General features: G+C 53.9%; 18 protein-coding genes, 1 tRNA gene and 1 pseudogene. 10 read left to right on the top strand and 10 right to left on the bottom strand.

Translation table 11 applies throughout. The annotated features are described in order from the left end of the window. Nucleotides 1-36 precede the first annotated feature (36 nt). The 5 genes from DU484_RS18935 to DU484_RS18915 all read right to left on the bottom strand — a co-directional run bounded on the left by DU484_RS18935 (nucleotide 37) and on the right by DU484_RS18915 (nucleotide 7,753). Complete coding sequence (locus tag DU484_RS18935; protein ID WP_114606885.1) at nucleotides 37-2,919, bottom strand: DUF1156 domain-containing protein; 2,883 nt, start codon at nucleotides 2,917-2,919, stop codon at nucleotides 37-39. 2 nt (nucleotides 2,920-2,921) lie between these two features. Further along, a complete protein-coding gene (locus tag DU484_RS18930) occupies nucleotides 2,922-3,563 on the bottom strand; it encodes a DUF7680 family protein (RefSeq protein ID WP_187347819.1) in 642 nt (213 codons plus the stop codon). Then, entirely contained in the window at nucleotides 3,560-6,868 is a 3,309-nt protein-coding gene (locus DU484_RS18925; RefSeq protein ID WP_316043110.1) for a DUF499 domain-containing protein, read from the bottom strand. Before DU484_RS18925 ends, DU484_RS18930 begins: the two co-directional genes overlap by 4 nt. After that, the gene (locus DU484_RS18920; RefSeq protein ID WP_049934196.1) at nucleotides 6,865-7,077 is read right to left on the bottom strand and encodes a hypothetical protein; all 213 of its coding nucleotides are present in this window, start codon (nucleotides 7,075-7,077) and stop codon (nucleotides 6,865-6,867) included. Before DU484_RS18920 ends, DU484_RS18925 begins: the two co-directional genes overlap by 4 nt. A gap of 310 nt (nucleotides 7,078-7,387) precedes the next feature. Continuing rightward, a complete protein-coding gene (locus tag DU484_RS18915) occupies nucleotides 7,388-7,753 on the bottom strand; it encodes a DUF7718 family protein (protein ID WP_157969622.1) in 366 nt (121 codons plus the stop codon). 245 nt (nucleotides 7,754-7,998) lie between these two features. On the opposite strand from DU484_RS18915, the gene DU484_RS18910 reads away from it, so the two are divergent. Next, complete coding sequence (locus DU484_RS18910) at nucleotides 7,999-8,286, top strand: HVO_A0114 family putative DNA-binding protein (RefSeq protein WP_114606939.1); 288 nt, start codon at nucleotides 7,999-8,001, stop codon at nucleotides 8,284-8,286. An 83-nt stretch (nucleotides 8,287-8,369) separates the two neighbouring features. On the opposite strand, the gene DU484_RS18905 is transcribed toward DU484_RS18910, so the two are convergent. After that, nucleotides 8,370-8,747: a hypothetical protein gene (locus tag DU484_RS18905; protein WP_114606883.1), complete on the bottom strand. Its 378-nt coding sequence runs from the start codon at nucleotides 8,745-8,747 to the stop codon at nucleotides 8,370-8,372. Between the two features lie 485 nt (nucleotides 8,748-9,232). Between DU484_RS18905 and DU484_RS18900 the strand changes: the two genes are divergently transcribed. The 5 genes from DU484_RS18900 (at nucleotide 9,233) to DU484_RS18880 (ending at nucleotide 15,154) form a co-directional block, all read left to right on the top strand. Then, on the top strand, nucleotides 9,233-9,451 hold the full coding sequence (locus tag DU484_RS18900; RefSeq protein WP_157969621.1) for a hypothetical protein: 219 nt from the start codon (nucleotides 9,233-9,235) through the stop codon (nucleotides 9,449-9,451). Between the two features lie 739 nt (nucleotides 9,452-10,190). Then, the gene (locus tag DU484_RS19780; protein WP_157969620.1) at nucleotides 10,191-10,445 is read left to right on the top strand and encodes a hypothetical protein; all 255 of its coding nucleotides are present in this window, start codon (nucleotides 10,191-10,193) and stop codon (nucleotides 10,443-10,445) included. Nucleotides 10,446-10,596: 151 nt separating this feature from the next. Then, nucleotides 10,597-11,502 (top strand): HamA C-terminal domain-containing protein, encoded by a 906-nt coding sequence (locus tag DU484_RS18890; protein WP_114606880.1) that lies wholly within the window; start codon nucleotides 10,597-10,599, stop codon nucleotides 11,500-11,502. An 8-nt stretch (nucleotides 11,503-11,510) separates the two neighbouring features. Then, nucleotides 11,511-14,099, top strand: coding sequence for a DEAD/DEAH box helicase (locus DU484_RS18885; protein WP_114606879.1), 2,589 nt, complete (start codon nucleotides 11,511-11,513; stop codon nucleotides 14,097-14,099). Between the two features lie 221 nt (nucleotides 14,100-14,320). Beyond that, complete coding sequence (locus tag DU484_RS18880) at nucleotides 14,321-15,154, top strand: hypothetical protein (protein ID WP_114606878.1); 834 nt, start codon at nucleotides 14,321-14,323, stop codon at nucleotides 15,152-15,154. 23 nt (nucleotides 15,155-15,177) lie between these two features. On the opposite strand, the gene DU484_RS18875 is transcribed toward DU484_RS18880, so the two are convergent. Beyond that, the gene (locus DU484_RS18875) at nucleotides 15,178-15,750 is read right to left on the bottom strand and encodes a hypothetical protein (protein ID WP_114606877.1); all 573 of its coding nucleotides are present in this window, start codon (nucleotides 15,748-15,750) and stop codon (nucleotides 15,178-15,180) included. A gap of 421 nt (nucleotides 15,751-16,171) precedes the next feature. Between DU484_RS18875 and DU484_RS18865 the strand changes: the two genes are divergently transcribed. The 4 genes and pseudogenes from DU484_RS18865 (at nucleotide 16,172) to DU484_RS20545 (ending at nucleotide 19,377) form a co-directional block, all read left to right on the top strand. Next, entirely contained in the window at nucleotides 16,172-16,789 is a 618-nt protein-coding gene (locus DU484_RS18865) for a DUF3267 domain-containing protein (RefSeq protein ID WP_114606875.1), read from the top strand. Between the two features lie 152 nt (nucleotides 16,790-16,941). After that, nucleotides 16,942-17,016: transfer RNA gene (locus DU484_RS18860), tRNA-Asn, on the top strand. A gap of 768 nt (nucleotides 17,017-17,784) precedes the next feature. Further along, a pseudogene (locus tag DU484_RS20780) lies at nucleotides 17,785-17,961 on the top strand (DUF5817 domain-containing protein); the annotation flags it as partial. Between the two features lie 1,032 nt (nucleotides 17,962-18,993). Next, nucleotides 18,994-19,377 (top strand): hypothetical protein, encoded by a 384-nt coding sequence (locus tag DU484_RS20545; protein ID WP_157969618.1) that lies wholly within the window; start codon nucleotides 18,994-18,996, stop codon nucleotides 19,375-19,377. A 48-nt stretch (nucleotides 19,378-19,425) separates the two neighbouring features. Here the strand turns inward: DU484_RS20545 and DU484_RS18850 are convergent, their stop codons facing one another. Genes DU484_RS18850 through DU484_RS18840 form a run of 3 tightly spaced genes read right to left on the bottom strand, consistent with a single transcriptional unit; the run spans nucleotide 19,426 to nucleotide 21,619 of the window. Beyond that, nucleotides 19,426-19,803 carry an HNH endonuclease gene (locus tag DU484_RS18850; RefSeq protein ID WP_114606873.1) on the bottom strand — a complete coding sequence of 126 codons (378 nt, stop codon included), beginning with the start codon at nucleotides 19,801-19,803 and terminating at the stop codon, nucleotides 19,426-19,428. A gap of 6 nt (nucleotides 19,804-19,809) precedes the next feature. Further along, the gene (locus DU484_RS18845; RefSeq protein ID WP_187347826.1) at nucleotides 19,810-20,529 is read right to left on the bottom strand and encodes a DNA-binding protein; all 720 of its coding nucleotides are present in this window, start codon (nucleotides 20,527-20,529) and stop codon (nucleotides 19,810-19,812) included. Between the two features lie 4 nt (nucleotides 20,530-20,533). Next, a complete protein-coding gene (locus DU484_RS18840; protein ID WP_114606872.1) occupies nucleotides 20,534-21,619 on the bottom strand; it encodes a replication factor A in 1,086 nt (361 codons plus the stop codon). Between the last annotated feature and the right edge of the window lie 266 nt (nucleotides 21,620-21,885).

Below are 21,885 nucleotides of genomic sequence, written 5' to 3'. Positions count from 1 at the left end.
TACTGTGGGTGGCGCGTTGCCCGGTGCTGTAACCATCTAGTAGTCGTCGATCCCTGTTTGCTGAGTTTGCTCGCTGTTCTCGGCGAAGACGTTCGGGCTGAAGTCCAAATCAAGGACGTCTCGCGTCCGCCCGACAGCGAGATCGCGAGCAAGTTCCCAGTCTTCGTGGTCGTGTGGGAGAACTTGAAGGAGAGCCTGAAGTGTCGCTTTGAACGTCGAATCGGAGTCAAAGTTCCGTTCACGCAGCCAGTCGCAGCAGGCGCTCTCTCCCTTAACGTCGTAGATATGCATCGCGGCGTGAACCTTGTCCAGAGCGAGTCCGAACGAGAGGTCGTCAGGATTCACCGGGATACGACTGGATCGGTTCTCCTCTTTCTCTTCAACATTCTGTACACGGTCTGCGTGTCCTCGGAGCTTCATATCTCCGCGACTCTTACGCCAAGTCTTCGTGCTACGCTTGATCTCGTCGACGTCAACACCGATACCCAATCCAAGTTGTCGACCCTCATCGTACGAGAACGTCTGGGATTCGTGGACTAGCCAGCAGAGTACGTACCATTCCGTGATATCGTCCAGTTCGCCGATACCTTCCGCCTCCAGATATTCGTCAACGAGCACCTGGGTGACTGCTTCTCGGGCTTGCTCAAGTGCTCGTCGTGGAGGAACCTCGTTGTCTTCGTCGTCAACTACAGGATATGCATCGGCGAAGACCCTCAATGTCGGACCGAAGGCGCTAATGATGACGTCAGTCTTCGTAAGGCTCAGGCCCGAATTAATGAGTTCGCGAGCGGCGTTCTTTGCTGCGGTCCGAGTATCTGACTTGACGTCACTCCACAGAGTTGGAACCGCATTCTTTGGATTACGGTCCCCGTGTGGTTTCCTTCCGGTGAGAAGGAGAGTACTGTCTGCTGAAGCCGTTTCCCTCATACCGGCACGTTGAGGCATTTCGCTGGTGATCGGATGAGTTGATGTGACTATGAACCCAGATTTAATTAAAGACATTGTCAGCGTGTCCCACGCGTCTGTCTCTTTGTGAGTGAACATTACAGTCATAACCCCGCCTGGTTCAAGAACTCTGTAGAGTTCAGAGAAGATGTCACTCATCTTCTGCTCATAGAAATCCCTTGCAAGTTCCCGCTTGGACGTTTCATCACCCGCCACTGATTTGAACCGGTTAGGGTTAGCTACCGCTTCGTTATTTTTGTCAGTCAGTTCTTGACTGAATATGTCTGGGAAAGTGTCTTTTAGCGCTTCTCTCATCCAGACGTAGAAAACGTCAGATAACTCGGAATATATTATACTACTATAATAGGGAGGATCAACCACTACTGCTTCGATACTCTCATCTTCGTAAGTGAGAGAGGCAGCGTCATCAACAGTAACTTTAGCCGGGTCGCTTTCTTCTGGCAGGTAATTAACTAATTCCTCATACGAATCGTATATCTTCTCTAAATATGATAGGAAATCAACACCACCAATTGAGATATTCGTATCTACAAATATCCTCTTGAATCCAAGGTCTTGTGATTTGAACATCTGACTGGGATACCCCTTGCTCGTGTCCCAAGGGGTCAGTCTAGAATTGCGGTCGATAAGTTTGCTGATGGATAGAGTGAGGAGTGTAAGGATGCCTTCTGCTGTCTGTTGATCGTACTCTGCCAGTATCTCCTCAGAATAGTATTGAATTGATTCAATATATTGATAATTACAAACTAGCTGGCGAGGAGAAAAGAGGTCCCGCCATTGAGTCATCCCATGCCTATTTGTTCTGGTTGTCTCCTGTCCATCTGGAATTTCAGTTGTTAGGAAGGTAGCTAGTTCGAAGTCAGATTCGATTTGCTGTCTTGCTTTCTCAATAGCTTCGACGTCTTTCTGGTTTGGTGAACGAAATCCATGACTTCCATCACCTTTTATATACCTGACACAATAAACCGTATATTCGAATTCATTTTCAACGAATCGCTTCTGGACCTCATCATCTTCAGTAACTACTCCACACTGCAAACATTCAACATCTCCTCCTCGCGAAACTGGCCCATCATCAGGAGAAAACCCCTCAAGGTCTTGTTCTGTTGGGTCTACAATTACGTCATACTCAATTCTGCCATCATCCAGTATCTCAGGACGAACAACAACCCGAATACCATCGCTACGGGTCCGTATCCACCACTTTGGGACTAATGGAATATCTGCTCCACAAGAGTTACACTGAATATGGTATGTGCTGACATAGTTGTCGGGTGTTTGGCTGTCTGACTCACTCGGGAAATATCTCTGAATGTCTCGGCTGGCACGTTCATCTACCTTCTTTCCCCAATGCATTACAAGCGACTCAATATCACCAACACTTGGAGCATATTCCAGCATCACTTTTAGCATCAGAGATGGCACTGGATTCAACTCGTTAGCACAAGTTGGGAAGCCATATCGGAGGGACTCGTATGGAATAACACCACCGCCCGCGGTCGGGTCCAGTACGGTCGGTAAATCACCATCCCAGTGTTCCCGGAGGATATCGTGTATCTCTGACCGCTCTGAGGATGTCGGTGACTTCGTGAACGGGCGGGGATACCCATAGTGACTCTCTAAATTCCCATCTCGTTCGGTCTCCGTAGCTTTCTTTCTTTCAACGTAGTCACTCAGACTCCCGCTAATGTCCTTGTTTGGACCGATCTGCATCCACCGGAGCAGATTATCTGAGTCTGTATCCTTTGGTAGAACTGAAGCAAGAATCGCTAAACGTGACGCAGGTGTTGGCCGCCTTGCAAACCAAGGGTGAAGGTAGCGATGAGGCGGAAGGTATTGTGGGTTCGCCTCACGGAGGTTCTCGATCCCAACCGCTTTCAGGGGTAATTTACCCTCAATAGCGAGTGGTTTCAACGATTTCTCGTCAGTATCTTGAATCGGATTTTCACTCATAGTTAGATATGATTAGTCAGCAGTGTTCGCAGTGCCTTCTCGCCATTCGGAGTTGACGGAGATCGACACTTCGCGTGCCAGTAGTAGCACTCTTCGTCACTCATTCGCGCGATACCACGACAGAACGCCCGCATCCGGTCTACCCTCTGGATAGGCTTCACACCGAGGAAGCCCAATGCTAGTCGAACGCCGACCGTCTCCGGGAGGAACACCTCGACAGCACCGCCAGCGGTGAGGACAGACTCCTCTAAATCTGCTCCGCGAAGCGTCTCCCGGACGAGCGGGAGAATGGAGCGCAGTCGACTCTCAGACAGTCGTGTGACCTTCACCGCGGTCCAGTCGTCCCACTCCCATCTGTCGACCTCCGGATCCGCTGACTCTCCGAAGACCGATTCGAACGATTCCACGACGAGGCCCCTGTTGGGGTTGCCACGCTGGAGACGGTCAGAACGAGCGGAAGCCTGCGCCTCGGGCAACAGCTCGTACAGTGTCAGCAATGCTCCGTCGGCGTCGTCGCGACGGACGAGTGCGAAGGTCGGGCGGCCCCCATAGACGCTGCTGCCGAAGTGGTCTGTCCCGATCGTCTCTTCCTCGGGTCCGAGTGGTGGTGTCGCGTCTGCGTCAGGGGTAGGGTGGGACGTCATTGCTGAACCTCTGCGGGCACTTCGACCGGTCCTCGTCCTTGAACCTTCACGTCGATGTTCGTCGACCCGAGTTCGTCCTGGAGCTCCGCGAGCAGATCGTCCTCCGCGTTCGTTATCGGTTCAGGGTCGCTCAAGTCGACGCGGAACTTCAGTTCGACGAGGGACGCACCGTCGAACGGGTCCGGCTGGTTCGTCACGCGGGAGAACTCGTCGATACCGCCGGTGAAGTCGGCCTGGTACGACGCCCCGGTTGACGACTCCGTCTTGTACCGCATCCGTACCGAGACGTTGTCTGCCCGGTCCTTGAACGCTTGGCGTTGGGCGATGAACGACCCTTTCGACAGCTGATCGTCGCCACTGACTTCGATGGTGATGCGATCGATTCCCGGGTCGCTCCCCGAGGAGGATTTCCCCAGGGCATGCGTCCGGACCTCGTTGAAGGCTCGGGAGGCCGCCATCACGCTCGTCGACTGCTCCCAGTCTTGCGGCTGCGCACACTCGGCACAGAGACCGCGTGGATTCAGCTCGTTCTGACTCGCGACCGTCTTCCCGCAGTTGGAACACTCGAGGTCATCCGGCTCGTGCTGCGAGCAGTACTCTCCCTCTTCGTCGACTTCGACCTCGCACTCCGGCTCTGCACACGTCGTCTCTTCGGTCTCTGGGGGTCGGATGATGTCGTGGTGGACGTCGAGGAGCGCGTTGACATCGGTGTAGACGACGTACTCGTCGCCGATCTTGACGTCCGAATCACGAATGCTCGTGCGGACATCCGGCGACCCGGAGAGCGGATTGGCCTTCCGCCAGTTCTCAGGATGATCGTCCTCGTCGCCGTCCCAGTACGCGAGGCCGTTTTCGCCGGCGGTGCTGTCCCAGTAGGTGTAGCCCGCATCGTCTACCATCTTCGCTATCGTCTTCCGAAGCGGCTTGGTGTTGAGGAGGTACGGAAGCCCAGGCTTCTTCGCGAACTGCGTGACCAGCTGTTCGGTGGTCATGCTGTCCTGGGTCTGCTGCCAGAGCTTCTGTTTGAAGAACGCGACTCCCTTCGGTCCCGCGTCGGCGCGAATCAGCCGGTCTTCGAGTGTTTCCTCGACGGCGTTCACGAGCGTCGTGCCACCATTCGCCTCCGTGGCGTTGATCGCTAGATGCGTCAGGCCGTCTCGGTCGACGTAGTACAGGTGACGGTAAACCCCGCGGACGAGTTCACCCAAGAGTCCGTGCGTCTGGTCACGGCGCTCACGGAGCTCTTCGATCTGCTCGTTGGAGAGGTCGGCTGTCTGTTGGGAATCGTCGAGAAGTGCCTCGATGGCTTCCAGCTGACGGGCCTCGTCGATTGCACCTTGGATTCGTTCCTTGTCAGGGGCGAGGAAGAGGACGTAGTTCTTGTAGACCCGGCTCTGGGTCTCGCCGCCGTGCTTGGAAGCGGATTTCTGGTACAGCGTCTGGATTTTCTCCGGAGTCTCACTCCCGCCATCGGAGACGGGAGCGGTATCCATGTGCATCACCGCGAGCTGTGGTTTGGAGACCTTGTCTGGGAGGTCGGCCGGTGACTCCGGGAAGACGACGGTCTTGAAGCCGCCAGTTCCGATCTCGGAGTTCTCCAACCGCGATTCGAACCGATTCCGGGCCTGCGCATCGGGCGTGTTGTCCACCCGCTGGTCGATGATACGGATGAGATTCGGATCGGACTTGAACCGAACTCGCTCCTCGTCGTAGAGGTAGTAACACGCGACGTTCATGTCCCCGCCAGACAGCGCCTCCAACGCCGAATCGTAGTTGTCGAAACGGATGTCGGGGTGGCCGAGTGCGGCGTTCATCTCCGCACGCGTGAGTCCGGTTGCCTGCTCCCCGTAGGCGAGGCTATGCCAGAGGACAGTTGTCGTCAGATGGCCGCCGAGCGGTGGAATCCCTTTCTCTGTCCACTTGCGGTCTTCGAGCTGAGCGTGGGCAGTGTTATCTTCGCTGTATATGTCGGCCGAGACAGCCGCGCTCAGGTCGACGAATTCGAACAGCGTCTCACGAAGCGTCGAGTCGATACTCCCGTCGGGAGCGTTGTCGGCGGGCGTGAGGTCGTAGAGTCGAATCCAGTGGCGGTCGTAGTGGTTGGGCTGATGGTTCCAGAGGTAGTAGACTGCTCGTGCGAGGAGCTTCAGCGCGCCCCGAGTTCGCTGGAACTTGGGGATCGTATCGATCTTCTCGGTGAGTGTATCGATGATCGTCGGATGGAACGGGTACTCGCGTTCCAGCCGGTCCACGAAGCTGGCGTCCGTCGCCTCCTGCGGGAACTGTCGGTCGCTGTCAGCGTAGTACTGGAAGTATGACTCCGCGAGTCTCTCGGCCTGCCCCCGTTCGATGTCCTCGAAGAGCCGGTGCTGGAGAACCTGTCCTACCTCGTTCTCTGAGGTCGGGGTGACCGTCTTGTGTTGCCGACGACCAATCTGATTGAGTTCGTCGATAAGGGAACGGACTTCCTCAGCTTCTTCCTCGAAAGCAGTGTCTGCGATACTGTATACGACCGTGACCTCGTCGACCTCTGACGCGGTTTCGAGGAGTGAGAGAACGAAGCTCAGGGTCTGACTGGCTAACGTCGCGTTCCCGACTTCGACCGCGGACGCCGCCTCGAGGTAGGCTGCAATCTCGTCGATGAGGATGAGGGCAGGACCATCACCAAGCTCGAACAGCCCCTTCAGCGTATTCCCGCCAGGTGCGTTCCGGTCCTGGTCGTACTCTTTGATATATTCGTAGCCATCGAGGCCGTATAGCTGGTAGGCGATTTCGCCCCACATCGTCCGCGTGTTCGGAGCGTTCGGGTCTGACCGATCGCTCCGGGCATTTCGGGCGTCGACGTGTCCTCCGACGAAGACGGAGGTATCGACATCAAGACCCTGATCTACCGCATCTAGGTAGGCAGCACCGAGGTCGTCCTCACCCTCTACGAGATGGCGACTGAGATCGCCAATATCAGTCGGATGATTCGCGAGATGGTACGAGGCGATGAGGTCGTGCGTCTTGCCCCCACCGAAGCGGGTGTCCAGACACAGAATACTGCTGGAATAACCGCCGCTGTCGTATCCGTCAGCGGCGAGGAACCGTCCCGTGAGATTACTCAGGAGCGTTCGCAGCCCGTCAGTCGGGTACGTCATATCGAAGAACTGCGTCGCATTCCGATAGACCGGAGCGGAGTCATCCGGCGAATGAGCGACAGTCGCCAAGCTAGCTGCGAACTGATCCTCCTGCAGCGTCCCGTCGAGGACATCTCCTCGAGGAGTACACGCCTCAAACAGACTCGGATAGTCCGAGCTACTCATGAATCAACCTCCTGTTGCCCCGGTTTGGAGACGATGATGAACTCTCCACGGTCGCTGTTGTTGATGAGTGCGTGAGCGATCTCTTTCGACTCAGCGATGTCGATTTTGATTGGCTCGCCCACCTCCGCATCGAACTTATCGAGTTCAGGCCCGGACAGATTTACTCGCCCAGACCTCCCCGTGTTTTTCCCTATCTGTTTACGAGTCATCCGGATGTTTTGTCTGGCTTACGGAAACAATATAACCTTTACTTAGACTAAGTTGGCTGAACTCGTCGACTGGTACGGATTCAGCTCCAACCTATTCCTGGGATTGATCCACCCTGACTCGCTGGTATTGAGACGTTTAAACTCCTATCTGGCACGAATGTTGGAATCCTCAGATTGGGGCCATCGACTGAACCTCTACTTAAAAACAAACAGGGCTAGCTCCCACTTGAATGTGGGAATTTGTGTGTATACTCCTACATTCAATGTTTTTTCTTTGGCGGACAACTATATCGTAACAAGGACGACGCGATCAGCCGTTTGCGCCGTCTGCTCTCACCTCCGTGCCGTGGTTCTCGTGGTAGAGTCGCGCGAACCGTTGCCCATTCTCTTTGAGGTAGTCCTCCGCGTCCGTCCAGTCCTCAATGTCGGTGTCGAAGTCCTTGACCTCAGCGCCCACCTCCCGGTAGTAGCGGTCGACGTGGATGTCGCCCTCCTCGTGAGGCGAATCATCGACTTTCGCCACTTCGACGCGTGTCCCGTCTGCCAACTGGAAGTAGAGGAGAATGGCAAACGACTCTACGTTGTTGATGCTGGGATCCAGTCGAGCCCCGATGCTGTACTTCCGTCCGCGAAACGTCGTCACTTCATACCCGTAGCTGAAATCACTCTGAGACATATTCAAATTCTTACAATATGAGAAGCAAAGCACACGCTCCTCATATATACATTATATCCCCACGAACTTAAATGTTTCGATTCTGACCGTTGTGGTAAGAAATTCTCTCCGAAGGGTGCTCAGCCGACCGTAAGACAATACTTATATCGTTGTGGTATCTACACAACGATAAGAGAAAATATAGTATGTCGAGCATTCAATTCAAAGCCGCCAGCGAGGAAGATCGTATCGACCGACGTTCAGAAATGGCCCGGGCCCTCGCCCGCGGGGGTATGGAGGGCGTCCAAGTTCTGAGCTTGGAGACGGCCCAAGAGGTGCTCACTCCCAAACGCTACGAGATCGTCGACCTGCTCAGCCGCGAAGATGTCGACTCCGTTCGGGCCCTCGCCCGTCGCCTTGATCGCGATAAGGCGCAGGTCAGTCGAGACCTCCAAGCTCTTGCCGAGCACAGCATCATTACCTACGACACCGACGGCCGTTCGAAGAGTCCGCGGCTGGTTCAAGAGCATATTGTCGTCGAACCTCTGGTTTGATTCGCTGCTTGGAATGACCATGGCCCATTGGGCCATGGTCGTTTGAACAAGAACTCGTCGCGTGCTTTGTGACCGATGACGATCTACGAATCGTTCTCCGACGTGACTGGCCCAATATACTCGTTCGCCCAGCTGTCGCCCTCACGCCACTGCCAGTAGTAGTAGTGATATCCGGGCTTTGTCTCCTTGACGGTGATGTACGCCTTCGACGGTACGTCCTCGTAGGCTTTGGGATCAGTTTCGAAGCCACGCTCCTCGAGGTCTTCGATGGCCTCCTCGTCGACCTCCTCGGCCGCACGTGTTACAGCCACGTCTTCTTCGCGCTGTGACCGCTTCCAGTCGGCTAAAGCCTCTGCATAGGCGGCAATTGCTTCCAGCCGTTCGGGAGACTGCCGGTCCAGTGGGTCGAGAACATATTGCGGTAGCTCTGGTGCTGTTGGTCTCTCAGGGCTCTCTGTCATGGTTACCCCACAGGCGCATCGAAAATCAATTTGTGGGGTAACAGAGCAAATCGGAATCCAGACGCTATGGCTCCCGAGCGTTCGGAGGAAGGAAATGGGGTTCCTCACTCTCGGCATCGTCGTACCAGAGGACGTCGTCACCAGCCTCAATGTTGTACCGTTCGACGATCCCACGGGAATAGTGACGGTGTAGCTGCCGTTCGCTGCTTGTACGGATCTGGTATCGGCGAACAGTTCTGTGGATGGCTGTGCCATTGCCACCTATTCAGGGTGGACTTGATGGCTGTTAAGACATGAGTTTCCAAGAGATCCCCCTGAAACCTCGTACAGTATTCCGTCTTCATGGCCCTTCCACTCGCAGATAATCCCATGCCAGCGTACATGCGACTTGTTGCAAGTACTGGTCAGGGTGAGTACCGATGAGAGATTGCGTGAAACTGCTTGACCGCAACGAAAATTATACGATCACCATCCCGGGACGGATCATGGAGGCATCCAATCTCATCGCTAGGGAGGTCGAGGATGCCACCCTCTCGGAGACGCACCTGGTACACGACGATCCCATGGTGTTCCTTGAGTACGATCCTGACGAGCGAATCATCGAAATCCATCTCCCGGATGAACCGGCCGAGATCCCTGAACCAAAACCGAGTAAAGACGAACTGAGCGCGGGTGAACGCGCAGTTCTCGAAGAGGCAGACTGATGCGCGAGACGATTCCGATTCCCGTTCAGAGTCTCCCGGCGTATGGACTTCGGGGCCGTAGCACCGTCTCAACAGCCCTGCATCGGTACCCTGATCCGGATCCAGCCGATTCAGCTCAACCTCTTCCCGCGTGCGTCTGTAACGAAGATCCCGGGAGCAACATCTCCGACGATCCGGATGATTACATGCGAGCTCGACTGCGATTGGCCGTGAAAACTCGACGATTTTCGCTCTGTTCGAATCCCTCTTGCTTCGGACGTCTAACCGCTGTCGACGGCGTCACCTGGGATGAAGCGGCTAGTACCGGATAGGCTCTGTAATTCAATTTCTTAGCTGGATCACTGCTTGAGTAGTATTCGAACAGCGGTGACTGTCGTGGCCACTCTATACTTCGAGCGCCCACAACTACCGGATAATGTATATCTCTATCATTCTGACCGTTCTCGGCTGAAACCGTTCAGATTCTTCGGGGTACAGGCCGTCTCTCTGCGATAGTAGCGAGAATTTCTCTCTTCGATTCTTCAGCCGATTACGCACGCGCGTAAATCCAGTAATGGAGTCAACCCCCCGGGGAGGCCGTCATGAATCAAAACATATCGATGATGATAGCTTCTATCTGCTCCCAAGCAGAAGGGGTGGCTCGCTGTTCCGTCCTCGTGATTGGGATGTGTCTGAGTCGTGCGATTGTAGCATCTGTGAGTACTGAATCTATTTACGAGCACACATTCGATACTACTGTGTGACCGTTGATCCGCCTGAATTTGACCCTGAGCTTGACGGCCATACTTCCGCTGTCATCGGAAATGTATGCCACGCCATCATTTCCGAATATGATGAGAGTGGACATTCCTACTCGGCTACCGAATGTGGGGTTCGTCTGGAAGACTCCCTGTTCTCCAATGATCGGGTACAGAAAAGCGGTCCAAAACACGATTTCACCGACGATGCTGATATTGAGATGTGCGACGACTGCTGGCCGGAAGATGTGATATAGTCTGACGAGATCGTCTACGTACTCCATAGGTTAACCGAGACAAGGATTGAAGTTACTGAGGTGGCTGCTTGGAGAACAATGTTCAGTCAGATAACTAAAAAGCCTTATTAATGTTGTTGGAATAACCTGTACTGTCGTACAAATACATCTCATGACGACATCAGATAGTTCCTCTTGGGAAAAACATACAAATATCGATCGAGAGGAACTGGAAGACTTTCTCTTCAATGTGGGATCATGGGAGGAAGGAAAGCTGCAAGTTGATACTTATTGTGTGAGGCCTCGGGTCGACCGGCTTGACATGGCTGACTTTATAAATTTCTTGGAGAAAAAATACCCCTACTTCGTCTTCTCAGAGACCGAGATCGAGCGCAGGGAATGGCCCGGAAAAGATGCCCTGAAAATGGCTGATTTTGATAATGACCCGAGTCATAGTGGGAAGCTGGGTGAACTAATCCTATTTGTGTTAGTTGATGCGATTTTGAACCTTCCGTTGATCTGCCATAAAATGTCACAGCGATATGACCCTGTTCAAGAAGTAAAGGGTTCGGATGGCCTCTTTTTTGGTGAGTTTGGCGAATACGATGCTTTAGGCATTGGAGAGGCCAAAATCTACAAGGAACGAACATCAGGTATTCGTGATGCACTTGATAGTACAGAGCGTTTCCACGGTTCAGATAGCCATACAAAACGGCAGCTTGAACTAGATGTTGCAGCAAGGAGCCTGAGTGATGATCTTACCGAAGAGGAACTGGAACGGATTATAGAAGTACTATCTTCAGACCCCACTCAGCACCGGTTGATTCATCCAATTTTCGTCGGTTGCGAGGAAAAATGGCTGGAAGACCTCCAAGCCGAATGCACAGAGCCAGATGAATTGAAAGAGAAAATTCGATCACGAATTGCTGATCTTGATCCTATGTCGTATATTCAGCAGAAAGTCGAAACAGAATTTGACACCCTCAGAACAGAGTGGTTGGTATTTTTCCTCTTACCAATGGAAGATGTGGATGAATTTCGGGATCAGCTACAGCAGGCAATTTTCCCTCACGCTTAGTCCCAGCAATGTCTACATATAACAACGCATCCGATCTCGATTTTTTCAACGACTGTCTAGATGATCTCACCGTTGAATTGGTCAAAGACGATTTAGATGTTGAGACTCACGGCCAGACCCTGGGCGACTTTGGCCAGGGCGGTGAGGTCGGTTCTGTTGACGAAGCGGAACTGAAAAAATGTGCTTGGGTGGCGTCCCTTCTAGCCTCAAGCGGTGATGATGAGCATCGCCGAAAGGCCCTCGCATTTAGTATTTTAAGCTACACCCGTTTTGAGGAAACCTCTCAGGAAGATATCTATCGGCGGTACCTATACATTATCCTCTCACGATTAGGAAATCTCCCGGCCTTCAAGAATGTTGATCCAACTGAGACTGGAGCTACGTTTAAGGACCAGTTGGTGAACTCTGTTGACTCTGTTTTGGGATTAGAATTAGAAACGACGAAACAGGAATTCGATATCGAACTTGGTCCAACACTTTCCAGATTCCAGAGAGATATCTATGAGCATCTCATACAGGGCAGGGACGTAGCCATTTCAGGTCCTACCTCTTCTGGGAAATCGTTCATCCTGAAAAAATACATTGAACACAAGATACAGTCCGAGGGCGAATTTGAAGGTATATATGTTGTTCCCACGAGAGCACTCATTTCAGAAGTAAGCCGAGAACTATCAGAAATTGATGGAATATCGATCCGGAACGGTGCTCATTTTGATGAATCAGAAGAGAATAAAGATGATGAAGAAAATACATTCTTAGTTGTCACTCCGGAGCGCTGCCGGAAGCTAATTAACCCGCAGGTTAGGAGTGAAATCAACCCTGGATTGGTGTTTTTTGATGAAGTCCAAAACATCGAAGATGAGAGTCGTGGGGTTCTATTTGAGGGAATCGTAAAATCTCTCAATGAATTTTATCCGGACTCACAGATCGTCGCTGCTGGACCTTATCTTGAAAATCCTCGGGATACACTTGAATCTCTGACGAACAACGATGTCGCAGAAGTCCAAACGGCCTTCACTCCGGTCCTACAGTTACGCGTCAGCCTCCAATTTCAGAAGGGACATAATAGGGACATCTCAGCAAAGATTCATTCTCCATCTGGAGAGAAAAAGCAAATTAGCGTACCAGAACCTGATGAATTGTCCTTTAGCAAAGTAAAAAATAACAAAACAAAATCTCTACCCGATATTCTTAACCGGTTTGCTGGAAATAGCAAGACTCTGGTTTATTCTGGACAAAAGAACTACGCTGAGGACCGAGCAAACCTTATTGCGGAAAACCACGAGCAACAAACACTCTCTCCCGAGGTCGAGGAGTTGAAGCAGTTCTTATCTCGAAGCATCCACAGCGAGTATTCGCTTATTGAGTGTCTTGAGCGTGGAGTGGCATTCCATCATGGAAACGTGCCTAAGGTAGCTCGAGAGGCTATTGAGAACATTTACAGCAACACCGGTGACTTGCATACAATCGTTACCACACCAACTCTGTTGCAGGGTGTCAACCTCCCTGCTGAAAAAATCTTCTTGGTAGGTGCTAAGCGGGGGAATAAGGACCTTACAGACTTTGAGTTCAATAACCTCATTGGACGGGTTGGGAGAATCAGCACCAAGCTCTACGGAGCGATCTACTGCGTAGAAACTGAGGAGGATGAGTGGGCAGATGAGAAACTGGGGGGTGTCCAAGAGAAAAAAATCAACCCCGCAACATCGAAAGCTGTTGACAAGTCTGAGAAGCTTATTGACGCCTTGAAAAAACGCGATTTGACTGAGGTAGAAGACTCTGCAATCCGGTATACTGCCATTCTCCTTCGAGGCCGATATTTAAAACAGGACAAAAGTGTTGAGGCATATCTTGAGTCAAAAGATATGGATTCGGAAGACCGTGCAGAAGTTCATAGAGCATTACAAGATACCCTGAGTGGCGTAGACGTCCCCGAAGAACTTCTCCGCAAGAATCCCACCCTAGATCCGGTTAATCTGAGTGAACTCTATAATTCGGTTAAACAAGATCCAAACAAATGGATCATTTCGGATGACCGATTTGATGATATTTACTCAAATCTTCTTAGCGTTGCTCAAAGATTGAACTATATTTTCAAATTCACCAGAGATGGCGATAGAGTAACTCCGAACCATACTGAAACAGAGTGCCCGGAGCTGAAACCAATAATTGTCTATGCAGCTAAGTGGCTTCGAGGACAATCATATCAAGATCTAATACAGAACCGTCAAGATTATCTCAAAGAGCGGGATCGAAGCGAGACCATTGATGAATCTATCCGTGAAGTAATGGATATCGTAGATCGCGATATTTCGTTTTATTTGGTCAAATATTTTGGCGCTCTAACTACTATCCTAGAGGACATAGTTAATGAGGATGATATTTCCAATTGGATTCTACAGCTCGATCAAATGCTTGACATGGGCTCGATGAAGATCTCTGAAATTAAATTGATGTCTGAAGGTGTAGATCGTTCTGTCGCTGTGGATCTGGGGCTCCCAATGGGAATCGATGACCCTGTCGAGTATCTACGGCAGAATCGCGGACTGATTCCGCCGTTCTATGAGCGACATCTAGAGAACCAGGATATCCTGTAATTGAATCAAACGGAAACTGCCCCAGAGAGGTGGTGCCCGGAGAAAGTGGGATGAGGTCTTCAAAATACGCTGAACCACCCTGTTCTTAGCTATATATTAAGTGATCAGATTGGCGTTTCCAGCGAAGGCCCTGTCTGCTTGCCTCCATATGGAATGTCACCGGAGCTTCCAGACAGTCCCACTAAAGATATTTATCGTACGATACACGACAGCAGACAAACTTGGTCGACGGCGACTCTCTAAAGTGGCAAGCCTTCGACGACGCAGCTGAACGCACCAGCCGATGGGAAGTACTGCTTCTACTGAGCATCCCCGTGGTTCTCGTGGGCCTGATGCTCCTGTCGCCATCCCAGAGAGCGGACCTCACTCTGAGTCCGCAGGCATCCGGATGGATGTTGTACATCCCTCATTTCATCCACGAAAGCTGGATGCATCTGCTCAGTAACCTTGTCTCCTACACCGCGCTCGTTCTCTTCCTGTTTCCTCTCGTTGCGGCAACTGAACGGCGACGGTGGTTCTATGCCGCGCTAGCTTTGTGCCTGACTCTGGTCCCTTTCGCCGTTTCTATCGGTTTTCAAGCGAACTCGTTTCCGGCGAATGGCCAGGGATTTTCAGCAATCATGTCCGCTTGGTACGTCTACGTTCCAATCGGGCTTTCTGATTATCTCCGCTACCACGTGAGCGACGTGTACTCGAGGTGGGATGCAGTCGGATTTCTCGGGGTTGGTTTCTTATTGCTGTACGTCGGTGGATTCCGACTGATCTGGGTGGCTGCGCTTGGTGGCGCAGGAGTGATATTTTGGTTTCAGACTCTCCGGAAGATCGACCGAAGCCACCTCCAGCGGCTACGTCACAGTGGCTCTGGTTTGATCGCGACTCTCGTTCTTCTGACTTGGACCGCAGGCATACTGACTGGAGTCCGGTACGGGAATGGGTTCGTCCACGTGCTCGGGATGCTCTATGGACTGATGTTCATCGTGCCATCTTGCCTTCTTTTTCCCGCTGCTTTGGCCGTTGTTAAACAGCAGAGTGTTATTTCGAGCCATAATGACTGACAGGGGGTATTAGCTGAAGAGCATCAGTCGTCGTTTTCGAATATATCCGAGGGAAGACGGGGCCAGATGACGCTATTAGTGTATGCCTGAATCCACGACATAGCCGTGGCGAAGACACCGGTAATGAGTGAGCCAACAGTGAGTACGACGTAAGTACCCGGCGGGATACCTGAATTCTGGGCACTTAGCGAAAAGCCGATATAAAAACTAGCCATCACGACCGAGGTAGCAAACAGAAAGAAGCCGAGAATCACGTATGTACCCGGAGCTGTACTTTGATGAGCTTTCAACAGCAACCAGAGGTCTCGGTAGAATCCGCGAACGGCGTGTGTGGTCTCCGTTGATGCTGGATTGTACGTCTCTGTATTCCAGATGATCGTCATCTGACCCTCTGTTTTGTTGATCCACTCTTCTTCCCCATCCGCCATATCATTGACTAGATTGCTGACTTGGGCCTTTGTGACACCGACGTTCTCCGTCAGATCGTCGAGCGTGTACTGATGGCCATGGTTCGTATACAGGAACTCGGCAATCTCGAAGAACGTGTCTCCCTTTTCGTCGAATTCCTCTTGAAACCGATTCGGTAACCGTGTCATGGTAATATATCACTGGTTCATCAAATAAAGCAGTTGACCCAGGGATTGATCACGATTAAGGAACCCCTTGATTGCTGTAAATGTCCGTATCAAGGCCGTAAAACGTCATATTCACTTTTATCCTCTGCAGCTGTGATTCCTCTTGGCGATGTCATGGTTTAGAGATCCCACCGGAGTGAACCACCGCATTGAGTCCCCAGATTCGGGTGAGAGACGCGGGCAATTGGAACCGCAGCAGTTGCTGATAGGGGGCTTCATACTTGTCGTGATCGCTGGTCCGTTGATCAAGATCTGGACGCAGCTCCAAACGAGTCTGTCCTCGACCCCGCAACTCTCAGGGGCATGGGCTGGTCTCATCGCATCCTTGCTTGTGCTAGCGATCATTGCGGCAACGCTGGGGCTTGACTGAGGAGGGTCATCGATGGATCTCGAAGTACTCAACGATGATCCTGGCTGGATTGAGTACACAATTCCTGAGCGGAAAATCCCCCTCGTGGTGTTGATCACTCTGGTTGTCTTGGGAGAACTGTTCTTCCCGGGTGTGACGGTCTGGTTTGTTGAAAACGCTGGTCGAGATTTGGGTGAATTGCTACTAATTATCGCTCCTAAGCTGGGTGTTCTCGTGGCAATGACGGCGATCCACGAAGGGATTCATTACCTGGTCAGTAAGAGGCAGGGACGCTCGCCGCAGTTCGGAATCACACTTCAGAAGACGCTCTGGTTGCTCAAAGAGCCGATACCGTACGTTGTTACTCTGCAGGAGCGGATTCCTCGGAATGAGATGATTAAAGCACTCATCGCACCCTTGATTGTGATCGACGCAATCGCGTTGGGCGCGTTATTGTTGCCGCTCTCTGGAGATGTGATCTACTACGTCAAACTCATACTGGTCGTGAACACTGCCGGTTCGATGCAGGACCTATACAACGTGATCAGATTGTTTAGACTACCAGGCGAAGCTATCTTTGTGAACGTCGACGATGGCGAGATTCGAACCTTCTACTCTCTACGGCACAACGAAAGCACAGCCGAACCATGATTGACATCGAGTTCAATTTGTTAATCTCACAGTTCGGCCGCACCAAGCGTCTGAGAAATCTGCGACAATCCTAACGAATCAGATTATTAGAAGCGACCGCAATTTTTTATTAGTTTCATATTTTGCTTCGATACGGCTGAGGGACTCACTGTCTGCCCGTAACTCAGCCAGGTCAGAGTGTCCGGCCGTTAACCGGAAGGTCGTGAGTTCAAATCTCACCGGGCACAACCGGAAATGAGGCCGGATCACTGGGAGTTTAAGCCTCCCCCGGTTGGCCACAACCTTCCACCATTTGAGAAACAAGGTGAATGAGAGATGCTCTTAGCGTGTGAATATATCGAACGACTCGGGGTCGTTCCGGGGTGGTGATCGCCGGTGAGCACCACCAACCACCCTGACGACGCTCGGGTGCGTCGCGAAACGGTGCGGATGCCGGGCGATCTCCGTGCCGAGGTTCATCAACGAGGGCTAGTTAGCGAGCAAGAGCGAACTCGTCCGCACCGCGGTTCGGGAACTCCATGAGGAGCAGGATACGCGATGACAGGCTCCCTGCACCACGCCGACGCGGCCGGCGCGTGGTCGGCAGAGAAACTTGCGGTGATATACGGGTTTGAGGGATGATCGCACCGCGACCCAGATCACCCTTCCCCGCCACCGTATGTTATATTCTAGGAACAAATTCTGTGGTCAAAACGTCTGACGCCGGCGGGGATTTTAAGACGCGGCAAGGAGATTCATCGTCCAAGGCACAAAATAAGCTAACCGCTCACAGCGTTGGGGAAGAACCCCAGTCCGAATCCCACTTCGGACTGGGGAAAGGGCAGGATTGGACTCCGTACCCTTTCTTCCGCAACCCATGGACAAAACGTTTGCCCCTCGTCGCGAGCGACGCGTAGCGTCAGCGCCACCGCTCGAGACAGTAAGGGGGACGAGAGTACCCGTGGGTAGGACGGCCCGTCGAGCCGTCAGCGCGCAAGGTCGGCGTTCGCGATCTGATGGACGACAACCCTACTGGTTCCCCCGAGAGCGATGCTCGCCCCCACTCCGACCCGCGATACTCGGTCGTCGGCTGTCGGCGCTGTCAGAGTCGCTGGCTCGTCGAGAATCTCAATACCCACGATCAGGTGCAGTGTACTAGTTGCGGCGCAGTCTGGCAGGCCGACCGGCTTCAGCCACACGCTCAGGCCGATGATCTCGACGTCGCCTGTGAACTCCGGGCACGAATCCTCGCTGATCAGGCCGATGAAGCCGATCGCTACGCGGCCGTCGACGACTACGGCGTCCTCGAGGAGCAGGTCTCCGACTATTTCGACCAGCAGGAGGCGCTGTTCGCCGCCGACGCCGAGGCGCAGCTGGATGAGCACGGCCAGCAGTTCGAGGCACTCGCTGACGCGTACCTCGAGGAGAAATCTCAGCGCTTCGAAACCGCCGCTGAAGCCTATCTCACGCGTCGGGACCGTTGGCTCGAAGCAGAAGCCGAGGCCGTCCTCGGGAGGGACGACCAGCGCTATGCCGACGCCATCACGGAGGAGGTCGACCAGGATATCTTCGACATCGACCTCGAGGAGGCGTCGGTCACTCTCGCTCGTCCGGGCCAAGCTCGCGTCGACGCCGTTCAGCTCACCCGTGTTGGCCCACAGGTGCGTGACTGGCTCCCCGACCTCTGGACACAGCTGCTTCCTCGTACAGCCGACCTCGCCCGAGAGATCGCAGACGAACACGACGGCTCCGACGCCGCCGCGCTCGCTGATGCCTGTGACGTCCCCATCGCCGTTACGGCTGGAGACAACCAGGAGGCGATCGCCGCCGCCCAACAGTACTTCACACTCCTCGCGACGCACGCTCGGGCTGACTCGGCTGCTAGCGACGCACGGCACGACGCACGTCGAGAGGCACTCACCGCCATCGGGACCGGGCAAGATCCGCTCAACAGCGGGCTGGACGCGCTCGTGGCCGGGCCACTCAGACACCATGCCCAACGCGATCGAATCCTTCCGATCACGCTGACACTCGATCCCGCTTCGTGGCAGGAGGCTCCGAAATCGACTCGAGAGCGTGCCCTGAGGATTCTCTCCTACCTTGCGACGGTCTTCGATATCCGGGTTTCAGACGGACCCTTGTGGGGTCGAAGCAGGTCGTGGGGCATCGCTGTTGACGTGTCTAAAATAGTGTGCTGTCACATTCTCTTCCTGAGCGGACCGTACGTGCGAACGCTCTTCGAGGATGCACTGGGATACGCCGTGCCCGAATTTGTCGGCCCAGTCGACCATTACACACTCACGCCGTGGGCCGAACCGTCGCAACCGCCAGTGGAAGACATCCGAATCGAGGTCGACCCCACCGGCTCCGAACCCGGGCCCGAGGAGAAGCTCATCGCTGGCATCGACACCGATGCCGTTCGCGCTGAACTCGTCAGGGTCGTCATCGACGCTTTCAGCATCTACAGCAGTGAACCCGGATTCATGCATACGATTAACTCTGTCTCCAGTCCGACACTCGCCGTCCGTGCAGCGCCCCACGACGACCTCGTGATGGAAGAACCGGGGCCGTACTCGGCGCCGATCCCCGGCGCGATCAGGCACAACTAATCCGATTTGATAAGGTAGGTGAGCGGAGACAGACTCATCCGCCCATGACTACCGAATCACACGCCTGAGAATGCGGAGAGTCACTCTGCCGACTACTCGGAGGACCCGCAGGGCATTGTGTTCGCCCTCATCGTACTGACTACCGGTCGGGTGGCCGTGGATACCGTCGTGACAGTACTGACAGACCGTCACGAGGTTCGCCAGATGATGCCACCCGCCGTCACGGAGTGAGGTTAGGTGGTGCGCGTGGAGAGTCGCCCCGCCGTCGCCGGCGTGAGGTCCACTCCGTCGCCCACACTCTTGACACGTGTAGTTATCGCGTTCGTAGACGGCCTTCCGGCGAGCGTCCCAGTCAGGCGGATACTTCCCGTCGTGACTGCTGGGATCGTCGTATTTCGAGTTGATTCCGGAACGACGCCCAAACATCACTCGTTAGTCCTCGATCAATGTTTCCCGTTCCAGCTCTTCGCCGTCGACGTCTTCACCCTTGGCTTCGGCTTCCTCAAGACGCTCCTCGATCGTCTCCACGTCGAGCTCCGTCGCAGATTCGTCACCATCGAGGAGGTTCTGGAGCGCGAACGCCGCGACATGCGCGAAGTACGACCCATCATGGCCGTACTGTTCGCGAGCGAGTGCGGCTACCTTCGGGGAGGTCTCCCGCGCCGACTCGACACGCTCGAGTGTTCGCCGCGCTGCCTCGAATACCCAGATATCGCGCGTACTGATGTCGACGATACCGACATCCTCGGGTACGAGGGAGACATTAATCGTTCCGTCGTCGGTCTTGTACGTCCGGGGCTTGCCGATGACCGCGAGGAACTCGGGTGGCTGAATCTTCTTTAATTTCTTGAGTGCCTCATGCTGGTACTGCCCGGCGTACACCCAGAACGTCCCAGTCGGGTCGACGACACGCACTCGAAGGTACTCCTGGTCGTCGGTTCCGACATCCTCGACGTCCGTGACCGTTCCCATAACACACACCCGGTTCGCTCGCACTCCGGTAGGGAGCGCAACGTAAACCGGGGCACGCTCGTCTTGCGAGGTCTTGAACGTGTATGTCGCTTCGTTCACCTCGGCCGCGAAGACGAGCTTCGCAACCTCACGATCTGGGACTGTTGCCCCCTGCTGTGATTGAGAGTCGCTTGTTGCCATGGTTTCAGTCGCCTCCAATGCCACTCCCGTGTGCATCATACGAGCGCGGGAGATCCTCGATGGACGCAGCCGTGAGCCCCGGCCCATCGTGGTTGTGTTCTGCGAGCAGTTCCACGACTGCTTCTTCGTAGCCATCCGAGAACGCTCTTTCCGGAATCTCTTCGACTTCCTCGACGAGGATATACCGCCCAAGCAAGGGTCCTTCGACGGTGAACCGCCGCCCGATCAGAAGGTTGGTGAACCGGTCGGAGACGACGGTGAAATCCAGCGCGTCGGCTGCCAGCTCCTTGGCCTCCTCTAGGTCGATCCCCGTGACCTCCTCGGTGACGCCACGAGTGAACAGGCATTCCTGGGCCGTGTGCCCATCGTCGATGACCGCTTTGATACGCAGGTCGAACTCGCCGTCGACGGCGCCGTGTTCGCTGCACTCACCGCCCGTGACGACGCGAGTGCAATCGGAAGCCGAGCACCGCTTGATGAGTCCAGACTGCCCCTGGATAGCGACGAAGAATCCTTCGTGTGTCGTGGTCATCGTCCCGACATCTGTCACGGCTTCCGCGCTATCATGCGCGTGCTCGATAATCTCGCTACGCGAGTTGATTTTCACCGAGTAGGAACCTTCGTACTCCTCAACCACGACATCTTTGAACGTGTAGGTCGTGTCCTCCTCGATGTCTGGTGGGTCCGACTTTGCCCACGCGGTGAACTTGAGCCGTCCGCTCTCATCGCCGATGAGTCCGACCTGGTGGATAGACTCGTGCTTCGGTTCCCAGAGTTCGATGACCCTCGCGCGAATTGTGACCCACTCGTTATCGGTGGTACACTCAGCAAGAGGGAGAGGATCGTCGGTCGTTCCCCGTTCACTATCGCGTTGAGCCGCCCAGAACGCGTCAGTGTCGATGCCCACCTCTTTGAGAACGTGGCCTCGAACACTCTCGAACGCCTGGGTCCTCGGCACTCGATACGTGTTGACGTAGGAGTCGAAGAGCGTCGCGAGCGCGTCGATGTCATACTCATCAGCGCAGTCATCTGGCAGATGGGGAGCCAATTGCTCATAGAGTGACTGCGCGTCTTCTCGGAGGGTGCTCATGTGATCTACGGCCTGAACTACGCTTTCTGGTAGTATAAAGAAATCCAGCAAATTTGGGTGTCAGCGCTGTTTTTTGGGCCGATACCCCCGGAATCCCGCCACTCTTCAACACGTCACCTTACCGGCGTGTCGCCACCAACTGAAACAACGTCCAGACACGGGTGGAGGTGTGAATGTAGATGCAGAATACACTTCGATAGCGGGGTGTCCCACCTTCGACTGCCGTCTCGCAGTCGAGAACAGGTCGACCCTCTACCGCAACCGCT

The organism is Haloplanus rubicundus, assembly GCF_003342675.1.
Taxonomy (GTDB): domain Archaea; phylum Halobacteriota; class Halobacteria; order Halobacteriales; family Haloferacaceae; genus Haloplanus; species Haloplanus rubicundus.
The sequence above is the reverse complement of the archived record's forward strand: the minus strand, read 5'-3'. Positions and strand labels throughout refer to the sequence as shown.

Coding starts and splice junctions, on each gene's coding strand:
- DU484_RS18935 (WP_114606885.1), bottom strand. CDS start 2,919: ATGAGTGAAAATCCGATTCAAGATACTGACGAGAAATCGTTGAAACCA.
- DU484_RS18930 (WP_187347819.1), bottom strand. CDS start 3,563: ATGACGTCCCACCCTACCCCTGACGCAGACGCGACACCACCACTCGGA.
- DU484_RS18925 (WP_316043110.1), bottom strand. CDS start 6,868: ATGAGTAGCTCGGACTATCCGAGTCTGTTTGAGGCGTGTACTCCTCGA.
- DU484_RS18920 (WP_049934196.1), bottom strand. CDS start 7,077: ATGACTCGTAAACAGATAGGGAAAAACACGGGGAGGTCTGGGCGAGTA.
- DU484_RS18915 (WP_157969622.1), bottom strand. CDS start 7,753: ATGTCTCAGAGTGATTTCAGCTACGGGTATGAAGTGACGACGTTTCGC.
- DU484_RS18910 (WP_114606939.1), top strand. CDS start 7,999: ATGGCCCGGGCCCTCGCCCGCGGGGGTATGGAGGGCGTCCAAGTTCTG.
- DU484_RS18905 (WP_114606883.1), bottom strand. CDS start 8,747: ATGACAGAGAGCCCTGAGAGACCAACAGCACCAGAGCTACCGCAATAT.
- DU484_RS18900 (WP_157969621.1), top strand. CDS start 9,233: ATGGAGGCATCCAATCTCATCGCTAGGGAGGTCGAGGATGCCACCCTC.
- DU484_RS18890 (WP_114606880.1), top strand. CDS start 10,597: ATGACGACATCAGATAGTTCCTCTTGGGAAAAACATACAAATATCGAT.
- DU484_RS18885 (WP_114606879.1), top strand. CDS start 11,511: ATGTCTACATATAACAACGCATCCGATCTCGATTTTTTCAACGACTGT.
- DU484_RS18875 (WP_114606877.1), bottom strand. CDS start 15,750: ATGACACGGTTACCGAATCGGTTTCAAGAGGAATTCGACGAAAAGGGA.
- DU484_RS18865 (WP_114606875.1), top strand. CDS start 16,172: ATGGATCTCGAAGTACTCAACGATGATCCTGGCTGGATTGAGTACACA.
- DU484_RS18850 (WP_114606873.1), bottom strand. CDS start 19,803: ATGTTTGGGCGTCGTTCCGGAATCAACTCGAAATACGACGATCCCAGC.
- DU484_RS18845 (WP_187347826.1), bottom strand. CDS start 20,529: ATGGCAACAAGCGACTCTCAATCACAGCAGGGGGCAACAGTCCCAGAT.
- DU484_RS18840 (WP_114606872.1), bottom strand. CDS start 21,619: ATGAGCACCCTCCGAGAAGACGCGCAGTCACTCTATGAGCAATTGGCT.